The organism is Polystyrenella longa, from assembly GCF_007750395.1.
GTDB classification, from domain to species: domain Bacteria; phylum Planctomycetota; class Planctomycetia; order Planctomycetales; family Planctomycetaceae; genus Polystyrenella; species Polystyrenella longa.
On record NZ_CP036281.1, the window covers coordinates 2,145,083 to 2,161,043 of the forward strand.

Consider the following 15,961-nt stretch of genomic DNA (forward strand, 5'->3'; position numbering starts at 1 on the left):
GGACCTCACTAAGAGTACCGAATCGGAGTGGAAAGACGCCTGTCGAACAGGGGCTTTCTGGTGAAGGCAACTTCTTGCCTTCCTGTCATCTTATTTGGGTTTACCTGTTGAAACAGGTCGGAGGTAAACTTCGACGAACCGATCAGGGTTTCGTCGTAGGGACGATCTCCTGTTTAGCTCGGTCGAGAAACCGTTGAGGTGAAATCGATCTTTGTAAATCGATCCTCAGGTTTTTCTTGTGGCTAAGTTTCCTCACTTTGAATATCGGATGTTTCCTCGATACCAGTGACTGTACCGTCATCGGCGACCTTCGGTGCTTCTTCCGCTTCCTGCTCCGATTCGACACTCGCAATAGCGGGGTTGGCGTCAGGAACGAGATCGTTCGAGGATTCAATTGCGGGAGCAACTGTCTCTTCTTGGACAGGCTCTCCCGACTCTATTTCATGCATAGCTTCTACTTCCGGTGCCGTTGGTGTGTCGCTTTCTGCTGTGGGCAGAATGGGTTCACTGGCGTCGGCTGTTTCGTCTTTAGTTTCTGGAGTAGCTTCAGTTTCCACGACCGTCTCTGCCGGTTGTGGTATTGGTTTACGGTACGCTGTCGACCCGCTATCCATTCGTGCCAGGCGTTCGCTCTCGTCGTCGGCAAACTGAATGATCTCGTCACATTGAGCTTCAGTCAATCCGCCCATTTCGGAGAGTTGATCGGGTTCGATTATGGAAAGATCGTCAAAGCTGAAGAAACCTTGAGCGACGAGATTCTCCGCCAGTTCTTCATTTATGTGTGTTGATTGAATAAAGCTGGTGACGGACTCGTCCAATTGCTGGTCGAGCATGTCCTGCGTCATGACTTGAATGTCCCACCCCACCAGTTTAGAGGCCAAACGAACATTCTGTCCTTTTTTACCAATAGCGAGAGAAAGTTGATCATCGTGAACCAGCACGATTACTTTCCCCAGCATCGGACAAAGGATCACGTCCTGAACGTCAGCAGGCTGTAAGGCGTTGGGAACCAAGACCTGTAGAGAGTCATTCCAACGAACGATATCAATACGTTCGCCATGAAGTTCTTCTACGATGCTGCGGATACGCGCCCCTCGCATACCGACACAAGCTCCGACTGCATCAACTTTAGAGTCGAAGCAGCTGACGGCTACTTTAGATCGGTATCCGGCTTCGCGGGCGAGCGATCGGACTTCAATTACGTTTTCAGTGATTTCTGGAATTTCGACTTCGAACAATCGACGAATCATTTCGCGGTGAGAGCGTGAAAGCACGATACGAACTCGGCTTCCCACTTTGCGAACTTCAAGAATGATCGCACGAACGCGTTCTCCGTTTCGATGTTCTTCTCCGGGGATTTGTTCACTACGGGGAAGAATCCCCTCGACTTTCCCCAAGTTTACATTGACGGAACGTCCACCGTCGACTCGTGAGATCGTTCCAGTGACGAGCTGCCATTTCATTTCCATGTACTCGTCGTACAGGGCATCCCGCTCAGCTTCGCGGATTTTCTGAATCATCACCTGTTTGGCTGTTTGTGCGGCAATTCGCCCCAGCAGGTCACCCATAACATCGGGCTCGAGTGCTTCATTGTCAATTGTCATCCCGGGATCGCCGGTGACGCGATCAATCGTAACGACCAGTTCCGATGCTTCTCCATAGTGCTTGCGCGCAGCGGAGAGGATTGCCTGTTCGATTCCCTCGAAGACAATGTTCGGATCGATACCTTTGTCGCGATGAATTGCATCTACAATTCTCAGGATTTCCCTGCCGTTCATCCATTTCCCCTTTAAGTGAGCAAAACAGGAGAATTTTCACCCGACTGCCTTCAGTCTGGTTGACCTTATTCCGCTCACGACAGGAGCTAAGTCCTGTCCGACCAATCGGTTTTAAAATGTTCCCCGTTTATCCTCAGGTTCCGTGTTCGCTTAACTGAAGGACCTGCGGAAACGTGCTATCTGTGCCAATTTAAGAGTCATCAAGTAAATGTATATAAGTGATTTGCTGTGCATTCGATGCCGCTGCGAAAGTACTTTGGTAAGCATCCCCCAAGGCTGGCCAGAAATGGCTTCAAGCTTCAGTATCGAATTTAGAGCTAATAAGTAGGTTTCTCAGAGAGAGAGGTTTGCTTGAATTATCAACTTGCCGGTGGAGCGTTTTTGTCGCTTAGGCAGGTACAATAAAAAAAGCGGGAATAATTCCCACTTTCACGAATAGGCGCCCCGTGGAGCCTATTCCTCAAAGCGCAATACGCTCTGAGTGAATGTCATCAGGTGTAGTTAAAAGCATTCACGCTAACATCGTAAATGCCTCACAGGATACCTAACATGGCAGAAATTCCAACCTGGACGACGAGTGGTTAATCATTCAAAATGGTCCGCTCATTCTAACGGGAATGTTGGACCTGAACAGCGGGTGTTGACCCGTAGGGCAGATAGAACTTACCTGTATAGAATGATCCTGATGGACCCCTATGGGGCTGAGGGTATCGAGTTGAGATCAGACTGTCAAGAAAATGGGAGCGACTAAACAGAATTTAAGTCCTGCTGACCAAAATGTTTCTTTGATTTCGCGCCGGTTAAAACAGGTTGCGTATTCGACCGACAGAAACCTCATCGATGGAGATTTAATAAAGTCGCACTGAACAGGCGTGTCGGCCGATCCAGAGGTTAGAATACACTTCATGCGCGAAGGGTTTTAAGTGCTAGCAAGAGTGTCGAGTGTGTTCGATAGTACCTGGGTTTATTGTACCTGTGTTCAGTTGTTCCGGGTTTGCCCAACCACGTTCTGGCCATTAAGCTCCCTGGGCGATAATCACGCTGGCCTGACCCTGTCTTGTGACGTTGATATTCATCACGACTTTATTGTCCGTGGCAAGTGGTGCACCGTGGACAATGTTCAGGCTCGGATCCTCGGGAGATTGGGCAGTGAAGTTCAAGGTGGGCAGAATGACACCTTCCTGAAGTCCCACAAGGGAGCCAGCCAGTTCCAGCGAACCACACGAGGCACCCGGGTTACCCCAGTAACTCTTGAATGAAGTTACGGGAACCTGAGAGGCAATATCGCCGAATACATCGTGAATTGCCTGAGCTTCTTCCCGGTCGGCTTCGACTTCGCCCAGTCCATTGGCATTAATATGCCCGATGTCTGAGGGTTTCAGGCCGGTCGAATGCAGGGCGCCAGTCATGGCCCTGACGAGAGCTTCCCGGTAATGGCCCTGGCCTTTGTCGTCGGCCACGCAGCTGGCACCGGAACCAAGTAGGGTTGCCCAGATTTTGGCCCCACGAGCCTGAGCGTGTTTTTCTGTTTCTAGAATGAACGAAGTTCCACCCTCGGCGAGCACCTGACCATTACGGTCTTTGTCGAACGGACGAGCCCAGCTGGATGGGGTATCAGGGTTCTGGGCGAGATCGTCCCAAAATGTTCCATGAATGGATTTAACTGGATTTAGACGCGTTCCCGTCGTTCCGGCAATCATGATGTCGGCCCAACCCCGCTCGATGATGCTCATTGCTTCACCGAGAACCAGATTGCCAGAGGCTTCATCTACCGTCATCGAGTTACTGGGTCCACGGGCATCCATGGAAATACCGATGTGGCAGGCTGGCATATTAGGGAGGTAGCAAAGCAACCAGAGCGGCTCCATCGCGGCGAGGCCCTTTTCTCCCCACTCGTCAAACTGGAATTCGAGACCATCCTCTGTTTCTTTGCAGCATTTCACGCAGGCGTCTGACAATACCCAAGGGGGGCTGAACATCAGGTTAGCACCGAACTCTACACCAAAGCGTGTGTGGTCGATCTGGTCGAGATCGAGTCCCGAATTTTCGACGGCCTGCAAAGCGGCTGCGACACCCAGCTGGATTTCGCGACACATGACTTTGACGCTTTTTTTCAGCGGTTTCAGATAAGTTTTACGCGCATCTTTTTCCGTGAAATCGGAGACCTCGCCGCCAATGTTGCCGGGTGCAGCTGATGTAGAAAGCAGTTCCAGCGGCTTGACACCACTCTGCTGATTCATCACGGCGGTGGAGAATGGTTCCATCCCAATTCCCAGCGGAGTGACGACTCCAATACCGGTGATGACAATTCGAGAATCCGACGTTCCGTTGCTACGCATTTCGGTGTTCCAATTAACCTACCTAGTTCGAATCCCTCCAGGCTGGCTTACCGAAATCGGTTCCAGGCCGGATATGGGGCTTGCTGAAGACGTAGTCGCATTGGCGAAGGATGTGTTCAGCTGAAGCGATTAGGAGTTTTTGATCGTTTATCTGGTGAGGGACAGTTTGGGATGTATGAGTCTGGTTTCAATTTCGACCAGATCGGACAACGCGTCACCAGTTAAAAAGTAAGTATAGTGAAAAAAGTTCAATTCCGGGAGAGAGAGGCGTCTTGTTCGGGTCAGCCCTTACTCATTCCTTGCCAGGAGCTCATCCTGCCTTAAGTCATGACAGGTCCTCGCGAGGGCCGCCCAACAGCCCAGATTCACCCAAAAGATATATTCTCGCTGTGGGGAATGAAACCCACACGCGAGAGCTACCGTCCGTTCCCCTAAGAATTTTCCGATCAATTTCACGAGAGAGAAGCTAAATCGGAAGACGTAATTGTTGGTTAATTGCCGTATTCAATCAACTGCTTAATCAGGGGTTCACTAACCCCCTGCTCTTTCAGGTAGATCATATTGTTGGGGTTCATGTCGATCTGGCAACCACGAGTCTGAGCTGCCAGCAGAATCGTATCGTCTTTGAGACCCTGCCGTGACATATTGACTACGTCGGACATGGTAATCTCCCGTCGTCGTAATTCGCTTTCCCGGGCCGCCATGATGGCGGCATCCCGTTCCATCTGGACCTCTTCTTTATGTCCGACGGCAACGCCTGCCACGGTTCCAATAGCAGCACCCAGCAGCGCACCCTCTGCTGAATTTCCGCTCGCGTCTCCAATGATCGCCCCGGTAGCGGCTCCCAGGCCGGCCCCCGTGAGCGCTCCTTGGTCCGTCGGGCTCATATGAGCGCATCCTGAAATCAGAATAGCAACAAATAGACCAGCGGGTAATCGCGGAGTCATGGGTATATAGGGAACGGATTGCATAAGAACCATCCTTGGCGCATCGGAACAGGTTCGATTTCGGGCGGGATTGAGGAGATGGAAATGGATCCACCGGGCAGCTGGATTGAAGGGCGAGAACTGTCGCACAAGTCGTTTATGGGGTCAATACGAACCCGATATGGTTAGTTTTAGAAGCATTTAATTCGATCAGTCCGTCCCCTGTCACATCGAGCGTGTCGCGTTCATAGACTTCATTCAGGGGCAGGTATGAACTCTCGAATATTAAAGGTCTCCAGGAACATGGATAATAGAGAGTCACGTAAGTTTATTATCGTCCCCTAGACAATCCCAGAGGAGACCTTCAAGTAGGTCGAAGTCAATTTCAGGCGTATCAGTTCTAAGTCTCACCAACTTTTCCCATTTCGCAATTGTCTTGATGTCTTCCAATGTTAACGCCGTTTCCCATCCTGCAAAGAATTGAAGATTTGGAAAAACAGTTCTTATCAGATCGACTGACTGACTGGAAACACGAGATGCAGAAACATCCAGTCGGCCTACCTTGGGGAAAGTCACATCTCGTAACTCTGGACCGCTAAAAGAAACATCTGATTCAAGGAGAACTAAACTTTTTAAGGTATCTTTACAACGGAGTGAGGCAATTAAAGAGTCGGTTATCCCCGTTGCTTTAAATAGGCTCAGTGATTTCAAGTTAGATTGGGAGCAAACTCATCGAGCAACAGTATCGGTGATTGACTGATACGCTATATCCAGCCACATCATATCCAGCCACATCAAACATGGAAGTGCTCCGAGACGTTCAATACTGTCTAAAAAATGTGGTGAGTTGTAGACGCATAACTCTGGAAGATCTTCAAAACAGGTTGGTTCCACTATTTCCGCCCACGGTTGTTTGACTCCTTTTACACGAAGTTTTTCGAGATGTCGCAAATTCAACGGTTTTGTGATACGAAAATCCGATTTCTCAGGCTCAATCCAAATTCTGTGAATTCCGTCGTTTTCAATCTTGCTGATATCAGCTTGTGTTAAGGGCGTATTGATACACGCGGTGATGGTGTCATCAATCTTATAAATCTCCATTGAATTCTCCAAAAAGTACGCAAACCTGCTTGGATGCAAGACTCCTGCAAAGTCCTAGAGATCCAGGGCAGTCGCATGAATTGGTCCCTGTTTTGCTTTGGTGGGGAATTGGTTCTCGTGACCGGGAGAGGCCCGGTACGAGCAGGGAATGAGGCCTTTTTTTCGCAGAGCGATTGTCATGTTTACCATCCCGTTTTCCATTTTACAAGTTTTTGACGAACTCCCCGGCCCCAGGCAGGACGCTAAAGTCCTCTATGATCTCCCCGAGATGATCTTTATCGCCCTCTCCGGAGCGGTCGCCAATTGTGACTCCTGGACCGACATCGAACTCTACGCGCGAGAGCACCTCGACGACTTCCGTAAGTACGTGCCCTTGCCGAACGGCATTCCGTCGCACGACACCTTCAGCCGCGTCTTCTCCAGACTCGATCCCGTCCTCTTCGCCGAATGTCTGATCAAGTGGATCGATTCGTTGCAGTTAACGCTTAAAGTTCAGGGAGTGCATCTGGATGGAAAAGTGCTCCGCCGCAGCTTCGACGCGGCCGCCGGGAAAGGGGCTCTGAACGTGGTGACCGCCTGGGCCGGTGACCTGCACCTGTGCCTGGGACAGCTGCCTGTCGCCGCAGGTTCAAACGAACGCACCGCCGTCCCGAAACTGTTACAGATGCTGGAATTGACAGGAGCGGTGGTTACGCTCGATACGATGCATACGCAGAAATCGACCGCCAGACAGATTCGTGGGAAGGAGGCCGACTATGTGTTGACGGTCAAACGGAATCAGAAGACCTTATATAACCTCATCCAGGGCCGGTTCGCCGATCTTACTAAAGATGATTTCCGTTCGTCGCGCGTACGTCGTTATACGTAGCGCGAACAGCGAGGTGGCCGGGAAGAGTTACGCAGTTACACCGTCTTTCCGGCTCCGGCGGAGATCCGCCGGAGGGGATGGTGTGATGCGCGCACGATCGGGATGGTCTATCGCGAGCGGACCGTGAACGGGAAGATTTCGGAGGAGTTTGGTTTATTTCATCTCGAGCCTGCCGCCGAAAGTCCGTCAGCTGGCTCGTCATGTGCGGAATCACTGGCGGATTGAAAACCAGTTACACTGGAGCCTGGATGTCAGTTTTGCAGAAGAAACAAGCCGGATCCGTAAGGGGGACGGGGCGGCAAACGCGGCAATATTTCGGCGTCTGGCGTTGTCGCTGGTCAAGCGCGACCAGAGCGAAAAGAGAAGCCTCCGCGCGAAACGCCTCAAAGCCAGCTGGCGTTTCGAGAATCTGTTACCCGATCTCACGGGAATAACAGCATAAGTTCATGCGATTGCCCTACAAACCCTGTAGCCATAAAAAAAGCTTTCCATAACCTGTTAATATTTAACGGGCTACGGAAAGCTGTTTGAATCAAGCGGAGAGAGGGGGATTCGAACCCCCGGTCCCAGTTAAGAGACACAGCATTTCCAGTGCTGCACAATCGGCCACTCTGCCATCTCTCCGGAACGGAATTTCCGTTATTCAGGTGTTCTACAGCGCAAGGTGCCTGTTCACAAGTCTTTGGCGCCACTTGGAGTCGCTCTTCTCCATAATTTCTCGGTATCTTGAGAGGTAGAGACGACTTTTTCAGGCGGGTTCAGCACGATTTTGCTTCTTCCTGCATTTCCTGGCCCTTCTTTTCTTGCCAGACGGAACAATTATCCGATAAATTACGCACCCCACTGTTGGATTTTGTGTCCAGAGGGCGGGTCTCATCACGAATGTCGTGGGGAGCAAATAATCGGGCGATTAGCTCAGTTGGCTAGAGCGCTTCGTTTACACCGAAGATGTCGGGGGTTCGAGTCCCTCATCGCCCACTTCAAAAGGCATTTTACGATTATCGTAAAATGCCTTTTTTCGTGTCTGTTGTTTTCGGGTGGTCTAAGCTCATTTGCGGGGAAGAAAGATACAGAAATGGAATATCTATTTCTCGCGTTGGCGATTGTGGCAGAGGTTATCGGGACCACCGCTCTGACGGCGTCGCAAAGAATGACTCGCCCCTTCCCTACTCTGCTAATGATCGTCGCGTATGGGATCGCTTTTTATCTCCTTTCACTGACATTGGAGAAAATCCCCACCGGCATCGTCTATGCGATCTGGTCGGCGTGTGGCATCGTGCTGATTTCCATCATCGGGTTCGTGATGTTCAAGCAGACGCTCGATACCGCCGCCTTGATCGGAATGGGATTAATTATTGCCGGAGTTCTGGTGATCAATTTATTTTCCGGTAGCGTCTCGCATTAACGAGCATCTCATCTCTCTACTGATGTTGAGCGATTACTTTTTTAGTTCACGATCAGTTCGTGTTTGAATCCGAACGTGGCCATTATGAAAAGCACTGAACTAGCTTCTTTGTACGACCGGGTAGACGTTTTATTGGACAGAGGCCAGTCTGCGGAAGCGGTTGTTCTGTTGAAAAGGATTGCATCAGCCGGCGATGTATGGGGGCAATATATGCTCGGCTTGGCCTATCACTATGGGGACGGTGTCGGGAAATCCCGGAAGCAGGCGGAAAAGTGGTACTCGCTCGCGGCAGAGCAAAACTACGATAGTGCCCTGCTGAATCTAGGACTCTTGTATGCCTCGCGACGTCCCCCTGCCTATGGCGAGGCCTACAGGTTGTTTCAACGAGCGGCTCGGTTGGGAAATCGAAACGCGATGTACAATCTGGGACTCTACTACGAGCGGGGACATCATGTGAAAGCGAATTCCCGGACGAGCTTTCGCTGGTATTTTAAAGCGGCGGAACTGGGAGACGATGAAGCTCAGTGCATGGTGGGATACTGCTATCACGAAGGAGAGGGGATCAGTCAGAATAAAGAACAGGCTGTCCATTGGTATCGGCTTTCGGCAAATCAAGACAATGCCTCCGCCTGTTATAATCTGGGACTCTGTTATGGCGATGGAGATGGTGTCCGACGAAGCGTGAGACAGGCTCGCAGGTGGTTGGAGCAGGCCATTATCCTGGGACACGTGAAGGCGGGAAATCAATTGCGGGAGCTGTCAGCGTCGCCATCTGTCAGTCGGTGATCATAAGGACGGTGATTTTCTTCTCCATTGTTGGTAGTGACGAGGGATTCCCAATATCTGTCATGTCGTTACTCGCCATATTCTTTATCGAGGGCGGATTTTAGCATAGTGGAACTCGGCAACAGTTTTATAGGCAGTGGCGATTATAATTCCGGATTTGGAACGCCCTTCAAATAAATTGAGATCATCGTTGGGTTCCCATATGTCTTGTTTGCCTCCCTTCCAATCGCCGACTTGAGAACCGTTTATGGCGACTGTTACTTGAGTTTTCGTTTCTTCGACATCGACCTTGAAGTTAAGACGGACTCGTTTTCGTCTGGAGAAGTTGATTGGTGTACCATCAGTAAAAGAACTGAAGCCCATATGTTTTTTTGCTGGCGAAAATGTTCCTCTGGTAGAGCCTGATCCATCACGCACGTGTTTGATCTGGAGCCAATCGGGAGCCCAGAAACTGAATTGCCCACGCGTCTCTCCGAGAGGGATAGAGAATGCGACTCCAGGATACCGTTCGTGGTAGGTGATTTCGAATTCACATTCAAATTCGTAGCTACCTTCTTGAGCGGGCAACTTTAAAGCGGCATGATGATAATTATTTGGATCGGCGCTGAGTCCTTCGCCCGTACGTCTCCAATTCCCAGCGAATACGTCAGAGTTTAGATTTACCGACGAAAGTAGGTCTTTCCACGGTTTTTGAACGGCGGTTACTTTTTTGTTTGCCCCACCGTTCTTTCCAGTACGCTGGGATTTTTCCTTCTGATTTAATCCGGCAAGTTGGACATCGACTGGACGATCGTTCCCTTTTTCAATACCGGGCTGTACGGCAACTTGTTCAGGATCACCGTCGCGAAGATCGAGAGATTGATCTTCTTTAATCCGACTCCATGGGAAAAGTGACGAAGAGAGAAAAGCAATCAGAAAGCAAGCGACGATCACTGATATGACCCCAGCAAATTCGCGAGCAATTCCTGCTTCTTCTCCCACGACTTGGCGATAAAGATAAGCGGGAAGGGATTTTTTAGTGGGTGCATTCTGAGAATAGAGCCGTCCTTGTTTTGACGCACGGCTTAGCCTTCGGCGATACCGTTGACGCAAAGTTGGATCCAGCAGACAGACCGTGGCCTCTTCGAGTTCGTATGTAAGTCTGGCTGCCCACTCTTCGTGTTCGCCACCTCGAAATGAGGTTACGACCGACTTCTGTTTGCGAGCGGCAATCTCAATGGATTCCCGGTCAGTTACAGATTTGGGAAGCCCTAAAAGATCGAAATAAGTTGGGGGTCTTCTGTGGAGAGGGATTCCTAACCATTTTAAATAGGGATCGAGATTCGTCTGAGACGTCGGTTTTCGGCCCATTCATAAATTCCCAAGGTAACATTGATATTATCTAAATCAGAGCTATCTGTTCACACGTATCGATATCTGAACATAGCTCAATCAAGATGTCAATAAAACCTGCAGAAAGTGGTGGAGGCGGGAAAACAATTGAGGGGGCTGTCAGTATCGTAAGCCGTCAATTAACGATGTCGCCCAAGGTTCTTCTTCATCTTCGTTGGCCGTGACGAGGGCCCTTAGGATTTTGGGGTCGGTGTTTTTGCTGAACCATTGCACGCTGCCATTGGCCATCTGGAAAAAGGCTCCGTTTTGATGATAGGAAGAAAACCAACCGGGGGATTGATGGGGCTGATCGCCGGGGAGGTTGATGCCGATGGGTTGCTGGTCGATATCGATATCGCGAGGTTCGGTCCAGGGAATCTGGAGTCCCGCTACCTCGCCCGTCATGATCGTATTGGAGACGCCGTCTGTGATCTCTTCTCGTGAGAGTGGACCGGAGGGAGGATTGATGGTCCCCTCTCCTGTGACGAGCGCATAGCTGGTATGGGATGCTGATTCGTCGATGCCTACATTCTTATGTGTGACACAGTAGAGGAAATCAGGTTTCTGTTGAAGCAGCGGTTGGTTGGCAGGAGAATCCCAGGTTGCCGATGGGTCATATCCATTTTGAAGTTCGTGTAACCACTTCGAAGCTTCGACTCGCCAGCTGACCTGATGTCCTTCAGTTGTCGGAGAGCTTGTAGAAGGGAAATGCCCTTGTGCCTCATGGTAGTCATCAAAAATGGTTCCGATTTGCTTCAGATTCTTTCGGCAGTTTGTTCGTGTCGCGGCTTCTCTGGATCCCGCAAACACATACCAGTTAGAGAAGCAGTATAAGAACATCGGTAGCACAGCAAGAATCACAAACGGAAGAGGATTCTTCCGAGACTGTTCCATAAGCCGACCACCAAGTGCAACAGGTAACACCATAAAGAAGGGCAAGAAGGATAGCCCGCTGAAGGAAATTAGAATCGCCGTGAACCACCGGAATCTTTTTGAAGGTTCTGTCGCGTAGCTCTCTTCATTTCGGCGAAACAAACCGACTCCCCAGAGGAGGATCGGGAGCATGATCAGTACATTGATCCAGAGGTGGAGCCAGGGAAAGTAGTCTGCGGGCGGGAAATCGTAGGTCATGACTCGTTCCTGCACTGATTCGTTTGAGTAGCCTCAGAACATACCGTTTTCGGTCATGTATCTTGTCGAACGCGATGCCCAAAGACGGTTTTGGTGATCCAGTTCCCGAGTTCTGATACCGACGAGACCTTTTTTGCATCAGGCCACCGTGACTTCAGTTGGGCGTCAGGATCGCGGTCGAGAACGAGTGCGTCGCGAACACCATTGGTAATTACCATGTTACCGGCGCGGGCCACATCCAGGACAAAGCCGATGATCTTGGTGTTCAGTTTTTTGACCACAATCTCGACGGTGCCGCTCACACAGCGAGGATCGGAATCGAGATCTCTGAATCGAAATCGTAACGAGGAGCCGTCTCGTCCGTAAATAGCATATCCATCGCCGTCTGGTTCAGGGCCCTTGAATCCATTGTCTTTGAAGACTTGTTTTATGGCTGCGATTTCAGAATCAGTCAAGCCGTCGTCGATGGGGAACCGGGTCGTTTTTCCTGTGAATGGATTGGTACCTTCCCTGTATCGATCACCCAGATTGGAAGTGTGAATTCCGAAACTGTATGACCAATGCGTTGACTTTAATTCCATCAGGGAGTTCCCAAGTGGAGTCGTCGCCCTACTCCACGTCGGAGGCGACGGTCGCTTTGAAGTATTCCCGGTTCAGGCGGGCGATATTCGTGACGGAAATTTCTTTCGGGCAGGCGGCTTCGCACTCGTAGGTGTTGGTACAGGCACCGAAGCTTTCTTCGTCCATCTGGGTAACCATTCGCATGACGCGTTCCTGTTTTTCCGCTTTTCCCTGGGGTAACAGGGCCATTTGCGAAACCTTAGCGCTGACAAACAGCATTGCCGAGGCATTTTTACAGGCGGCGACACAGGCTCCACAGCCGATGCAGGCGGCGGCATCCATTGCTTTTTCGGCAGTGTGGCGGGGAACCGGAATCGCGTTGGCATCCGGGGCATTACCGACGTTCACGGAAACATAACCACCGGCCGACATGATGTTATCAAACGGAGTTCGTTCGACCATCAAGTCTTTCAGGACGGGGAACGGTTTGGCTCGCCACGGTTCGATCGTGATGGTCTGGCCATTGCGGAAGCGTCGCATATGTAACTGGCAGGTGGTGATGCCCTGATCCGGCCCATGGGCCTGACCGTTGATCATCACTCCGCAGGTACCACAAATGCCTTCACGGCAATCGTGATCGAACGCAATCGGTTCTTCTCCTACCTGGATCAGTTGCTCGTTCAGAACGTCAAGCATTTCCAGGAAGGACATATGAGTGGAGACGTCCTTCAATTTGTAATTTTTGAATTCACCCTTCGCGTCTTTGGAAGGTTGTCGCCAGATTTTTAATGTCAGGTCGAGTTGTTCGTCACTCATGATTATTTGTAACTCCTCGTCGTCAATGCGACTTCTTCGAAGGAGAGCTGTTCTTTATGAAGAGCCGGTTCTTCGCCTACTCCTTTGAATTCCCAGGCGGCGACGTAAGCGTAATCGTCATCGTTTCGCAGGGCTTCATTTTCGGGAGTCTGGTACTCTTCGCGGAAGTGCCCACCGCAGGACTCTTTCCGTTGCAGTGCGTCCAGAGCGAGCAATTCGCCGAACTCCATGAAGTCCGCTACGCGTCCCGCATGCTCCAGGTTCTGGTTGAGGGAAGCTCCCTTGCCCATGACCTTTACTTCTTTCCAGAATCGATCTCGTAGCGTTCGGATATCGGCGATGGCCTCTTTCAGGCCGGCTTCGTTTCGCCCCATTCCGCACTTGTCCCACATGATCGTACCGAGTTCGCGATGCAAACTATCGACCGATTTAGTTCCGTTAACCGACAAGAGAGCGTCGATGCGGCCCTTGGAATTATCTAAAGCTTCCGTAAAGGCTCCGTGAGTCGTATCGATTTTATCAAGCGTTGCTGTGGCTAGATGATTTCCCAGTGTATGGGGAATGACGAAGTAACCGTCGGCAAGCCCCTGCATTAAGGCACTCGCTCCCAGTCTGTTCGCTCCATGGTCGGAGAAGTTGGCTTCCCCGAGGACAAACAGGCCTGGAATGGTGCTTTGCAGATTGTAGTCCACCCACAGACCTCCCATGGTGTAGTGCACCGCGGGATAGATTTTCATGGGGACTTTATAAGGGTTCTCGCCAGTGATCTTCTCGTACATCTGGAAGAGGTTACCGTACTTGGCTCGAATCGTTTCTTCACCATCCCGTTTGATGGCGTCGCGGAAGTCGAGATAAACGGCTTTGCCTGTATCACCCACTCCATAACCTTCGTCACAACGTTCCTTGGCGGCACGAGAGGCGACGTCACGGGGGACCAGGTTACCAAAGGAGGGATATCGACGTTCCAGATAGTAATCGCGATCTGCGTCCGGAATTTCGTGGGGCGATCGATTATCGCCCTTGGCTTTAGGAACCCAGACGCGACCATCGTTTCGGAGTGACTCGGACATCAAAGTCAACTTCGACTGATAGTCGCCGGAGACAGGGATGCAGGTCGGATGAATTTGCGTATAACAGGGGTTGGCAAAATACGCTCCCCGTTTATGGCAGCGCCATGCCGCTGTCACATTACAGTTTTTGGCATTGGTGGAAAGGTAATAAACGTTTCCGTAGCCACCAGTACACAGCAGGACAGCGTCAGCTTCATACGTTTTAAATTCACCACTGACGAGGTCACGAGTGACGATTCCTCGGGCGTTGTTATCGACCATGACAAGGTCCATCATCTCTTCCCGAGGAAAGAGTTTGACCTTACCGAGATCGACTTGTCGCATCATGGCACTGTAAGCACCGAGCAACAGTTGCTGACCTGTTTGACCACGGGCGTAGAATGTTCGAGAAACTTGTGCCCCACCGAAGGACCGGTTAGCCAGAGTCCCGCCATATTCGCGAGCGAACGGGACACCCAGGGCGACACAGTGGTCAATGATTTTGTTACTCATCTCGGCGAGACGATGGACATTGGCCTCGCGGGCGCGATAGTCGCCACCTTTAACGGTATCGTAGAAGAGACGCCAAATGGAATCGCCATCATTGGGATAATTCTTGGCGGCATTGACTCCTCCCTGGGCGGCAATGCTGTGCGCACGGCGGGGAGAATCTTGAATGCAGAATGCCTTGACGTTGTAACCCAGTTCCGCCAGTGAGGCCGATGCTGAGGCACCCGCCAGGCCGGTTCCAACCACGATGATGTTGAACTTCCGCTTGTTAGCCGGGTTTACCAGCTTGAGGTGGCGGATATGATTTTCCCATTTCTGGGCCATCGGACCGTCAGGTATGTTGGAATCGAGTGTGTTCTCGAAAACGGTCTCCATAAAAGGACTCCTTGCCACAAGGCAGTTGGATAATAACCAGTTGTCAGGATGTATCCGGAAGGGACTCAGTTTGGAAATGGACAGAGGCGAAAGGAGACGCTAGTCCCCTTTCATGAACAGCGCCCAGATGGGGAAACTGGCGAAACCAATTCCGATGATCCAGGCAAACAGGGTGCCGCCGACACTGATCAGTTTATTGTATTTGGGATGGTTCCATCCCAGTGTTTGAAAGGAAGACTGCACCCCATGAGAAAGGTGGATAGCCAGAATTATCGGTCCGACGATATAGGCGAATACGCTGATACCATCCTTCAAGATATGAACCGCTTTTTGGAATGGTTCCATTTCGCTGGTTTCGCTCATTCGTAAATCGAATTTAAAGTCCCCCAAATGGAGGATAAGGTAAGCGAGGATGATGGAGCCAGAAAGAAACATCCAGTTTTGGGGGCGGAGTGCGTACTGCTTCTTTTCTTCAATCTTAGACTGCTTTTCGAGGTAGCCCACGCCTCTGGCCTCGGTGTTCATCGATCTTGTCGAAAACGCGAGGTAGATGTGCAGGAAGAAAAGCGCAAACAGGCCAAGCTCGGCAACGATAAGCAGTTGCTCATTCTCATGCAGCTTGTGAGCGTATGCGTCGTACATTTCCGGGCCGACGTACAACAACAGGTTTCCAGCCAGATGAGCGACCAGAAAACCGCACAACAGTAGACCCGATATGGCCATAACGTACTTTTGGCCAATGGAACTTTTTAAGGCTTTCAACAGCCACATGGAAATCAGCTCCTATTGAGAGGGATTCGGACCCCCGTATCCCCGACTGAAATAGAGTCTCCGCCTGAAATAATGTCCCTGACGATGAATGTTCGTTAACGAACAAAAAATATTGCAGGGCGCGCTCAGTAATGTTTTAGCCAGACCAGATTGATCTGTCAGAAACATCGCGAA

General features: G+C 50.8%; 15 protein-coding genes and 2 tRNA genes. 5 read left to right on the forward strand and 12 right to left on the reverse strand.

Translation table 11 applies throughout. The features are described 5' to 3' along the window. Positions 1-242 precede the first annotated feature (242 nt). The 5 genes from nusA to Pla110_RS22960 all read right to left on the reverse strand — a co-directional run bounded on the left by nusA (position 243) and on the right by Pla110_RS22960 (position 6,324). Positions 243-1,778 (reverse strand): transcription termination factor NusA, encoded by a 1,536-nt coding sequence (gene nusA / locus Pla110_RS07995; protein WP_144994939.1) that lies wholly within the window; start codon positions 1,776-1,778, stop codon positions 243-245. A gap of 1,016 nt (positions 1,779-2,794) precedes the next feature. After that, a complete protein-coding gene (locus tag Pla110_RS08000) occupies positions 2,795-4,117 on the reverse strand; it encodes a beta-ketoacyl-[acyl-carrier-protein] synthase family protein (protein WP_144994941.1) in 1,323 nt (440 codons plus the stop codon). A gap of 491 nt (positions 4,118-4,608) precedes the next feature. Then, positions 4,609-5,004 carry a glycine zipper domain-containing protein gene (locus tag Pla110_RS08005; protein ID WP_231742952.1) on the reverse strand — a complete coding sequence of 132 codons (396 nt, stop codon included), beginning with the start codon at positions 5,002-5,004 and terminating at the stop codon, positions 4,609-4,611. A gap of 768 nt (positions 5,005-5,772) precedes the next feature. Continuing rightward, complete coding sequence (locus Pla110_RS08010) at positions 5,773-6,144, reverse strand: hypothetical protein (protein WP_144994945.1); 372 nt, start codon at positions 6,142-6,144, stop codon at positions 5,773-5,775. Between the two features lie 54 nt (positions 6,145-6,198). Next, the gene (locus Pla110_RS22960) at positions 6,199-6,324 is read right to left on the reverse strand and encodes a hypothetical protein (RefSeq protein WP_261342400.1); all 126 of its coding nucleotides are present in this window, start codon (positions 6,322-6,324) and stop codon (positions 6,199-6,201) included. Between Pla110_RS22960 and Pla110_RS08015 the strand changes: the two genes are divergently transcribed. After that, positions 6,323-7,012 (forward strand): ISAs1 family transposase, encoded by a 690-nt coding sequence (locus Pla110_RS08015; protein WP_197440583.1) that lies wholly within the window; start codon positions 6,323-6,325, stop codon positions 7,010-7,012. The two genes, Pla110_RS22960 and Pla110_RS08015, sit on opposite strands and share 2 nt — an antisense overlap. A gap of 148 nt (positions 7,013-7,160) precedes the next feature. After that, a complete protein-coding gene (locus Pla110_RS08020; RefSeq protein WP_144994949.1) occupies positions 7,161-7,454 on the forward strand; it encodes an ISAs1 family transposase in 294 nt (97 codons plus the stop codon). A 95-nt stretch (positions 7,455-7,549) separates the two neighbouring features. Here the strand turns inward: Pla110_RS08020 and Pla110_RS08025 are convergent. Further along, positions 7,550-7,636, reverse strand: a tRNA-Ser gene (locus Pla110_RS08025). Positions 7,637-7,916: 280 nt separating this feature from the next. On the opposite strand from Pla110_RS08025, the gene Pla110_RS08030 reads away from it, so the two are divergent. The 3 genes from Pla110_RS08030 to Pla110_RS08040 all read left to right on the forward strand — a co-directional run bounded on the left by Pla110_RS08030 (position 7,917) and on the right by Pla110_RS08040 (position 9,203). Then, a tRNA-Val gene (locus Pla110_RS08030) sits at positions 7,917-7,990 on the forward strand. Positions 7,991-8,087: 97 nt separating this feature from the next. Further along, positions 8,088-8,417 carry a DMT family transporter gene (locus tag Pla110_RS08035; RefSeq protein WP_144994951.1) on the forward strand — a complete coding sequence of 110 codons (330 nt, stop codon included), beginning with the start codon at positions 8,088-8,090 and terminating at the stop codon, positions 8,415-8,417. An 84-nt stretch (positions 8,418-8,501) separates the two neighbouring features. Beyond that, complete coding sequence (locus Pla110_RS08040) at positions 8,502-9,203, forward strand: tetratricopeptide repeat protein (RefSeq protein ID WP_144994953.1); 702 nt, start codon at positions 8,502-8,504, stop codon at positions 9,201-9,203. Positions 9,204-9,287: 84 nt separating this feature from the next. On the opposite strand, the gene Pla110_RS08045 is transcribed toward Pla110_RS08040, so the two are convergent. From Pla110_RS08045 to Pla110_RS08070, 6 genes are all read right to left on the reverse strand, one after another. After that, the gene (locus Pla110_RS08045; protein WP_144994955.1) at positions 9,288-10,553 is read right to left on the reverse strand and encodes a hypothetical protein; all 1,266 of its coding nucleotides are present in this window, start codon (positions 10,551-10,553) and stop codon (positions 9,288-9,290) included. 141 nt (positions 10,554-10,694) lie between these two features. Beyond that, positions 10,695-11,705 (reverse strand): DUF1559 family PulG-like putative transporter, encoded by a 1,011-nt coding sequence (locus tag Pla110_RS08050; RefSeq protein WP_144994957.1) that lies wholly within the window; start codon positions 11,703-11,705, stop codon positions 10,695-10,697. A gap of 53 nt (positions 11,706-11,758) precedes the next feature. Beyond that, positions 11,759-12,286 carry a hypothetical protein gene (locus Pla110_RS08055; RefSeq protein WP_144994959.1) on the reverse strand — a complete coding sequence of 176 codons (528 nt, stop codon included), beginning with the start codon at positions 12,284-12,286 and terminating at the stop codon, positions 11,759-11,761. Positions 12,287-12,314: 28 nt separating this feature from the next. Further along, on the reverse strand, positions 12,315-13,082 hold the full coding sequence (locus Pla110_RS08060; RefSeq protein ID WP_144994961.1) for a succinate dehydrogenase/fumarate reductase iron-sulfur subunit: 768 nt from the start codon (positions 13,080-13,082) through the stop codon (positions 12,315-12,317). 2 nt (positions 13,083-13,084) lie between these two features. Then, on the reverse strand, positions 13,085-15,016 hold the full coding sequence (locus Pla110_RS08065; RefSeq protein WP_144994963.1) for a fumarate reductase/succinate dehydrogenase flavoprotein subunit: 1,932 nt from the start codon (positions 15,014-15,016) through the stop codon (positions 13,085-13,087). A 99-nt stretch (positions 15,017-15,115) separates the two neighbouring features. Continuing rightward, positions 15,116-15,787, reverse strand: coding sequence for a succinate dehydrogenase cytochrome b subunit (locus tag Pla110_RS08070; protein WP_144994965.1), 672 nt, complete (start codon positions 15,785-15,787; stop codon positions 15,116-15,118). Positions 15,788-15,961 lie beyond the last annotated feature (174 nt).

Coding starts and splice junctions, on each gene's coding strand:
- nusA (WP_144994939.1), bottom strand. CDS start 1,778: ATGAACGGCAGGGAAATCCTGAGAATTGTAGATGCAATTCATCGCGAC.
- Pla110_RS08000 (WP_144994941.1), bottom strand. CDS start 4,117: ATGCGTAGCAACGGAACGTCGGATTCTCGAATTGTCATCACCGGTATT.
- Pla110_RS08005 (WP_231742952.1), bottom strand. CDS start 5,004: ATGAGCCCGACGGACCAAGGAGCGCTCACGGGGGCCGGCCTGGGAGCC.
- Pla110_RS08010 (WP_144994945.1), bottom strand. CDS start 6,144: ATGGAGATTTATAAGATTGATGACACCATCACCGCGTGTATCAATACG.
- Pla110_RS08015 (WP_197440583.1), top strand. CDS start 6,323: ATGTTTACCATCCCGTTTTCCATTTTACAAGTTTTTGACGAACTCCCC.
- Pla110_RS22960 (WP_261342400.1), bottom strand. CDS start 6,324: ATGACAATCGCTCTGCGAAAAAAAGGCCTCATTCCCTGCTCGTACCGG.
- Pla110_RS08035 (WP_144994951.1), top strand. CDS start 8,088: ATGGAATATCTATTTCTCGCGTTGGCGATTGTGGCAGAGGTTATCGGG.
- Pla110_RS08040 (WP_144994953.1), top strand. CDS start 8,502: ATGAAAAGCACTGAACTAGCTTCTTTGTACGACCGGGTAGACGTTTTA.
- Pla110_RS08045 (WP_144994955.1), bottom strand. CDS start 10,553: ATGGGCCGAAAACCGACGTCTCAGACGAATCTCGATCCCTATTTAAAA.
- Pla110_RS08050 (WP_144994957.1), bottom strand. CDS start 11,705: ATGACCTACGATTTCCCGCCCGCAGACTACTTTCCCTGGCTCCACCTC.
- Pla110_RS08055 (WP_144994959.1), bottom strand. CDS start 12,286: ATGGAATTAAAGTCAACGCATTGGTCATACAGTTTCGGAATTCACACT.
- Pla110_RS08060 (WP_144994961.1), bottom strand. CDS start 13,082: ATGAGTGACGAACAACTCGACCTGACATTAAAAATCTGGCGACAACCT.
- Pla110_RS08065 (WP_144994963.1), bottom strand. CDS start 15,016: ATGGAGACCGTTTTCGAGAACACACTCGATTCCAACATACCTGACGGT.
- Pla110_RS08070 (WP_144994965.1), bottom strand. CDS start 15,787: ATGTGGCTGTTGAAAGCCTTAAAAAGTTCCATTGGCCAAAAGTACGTT.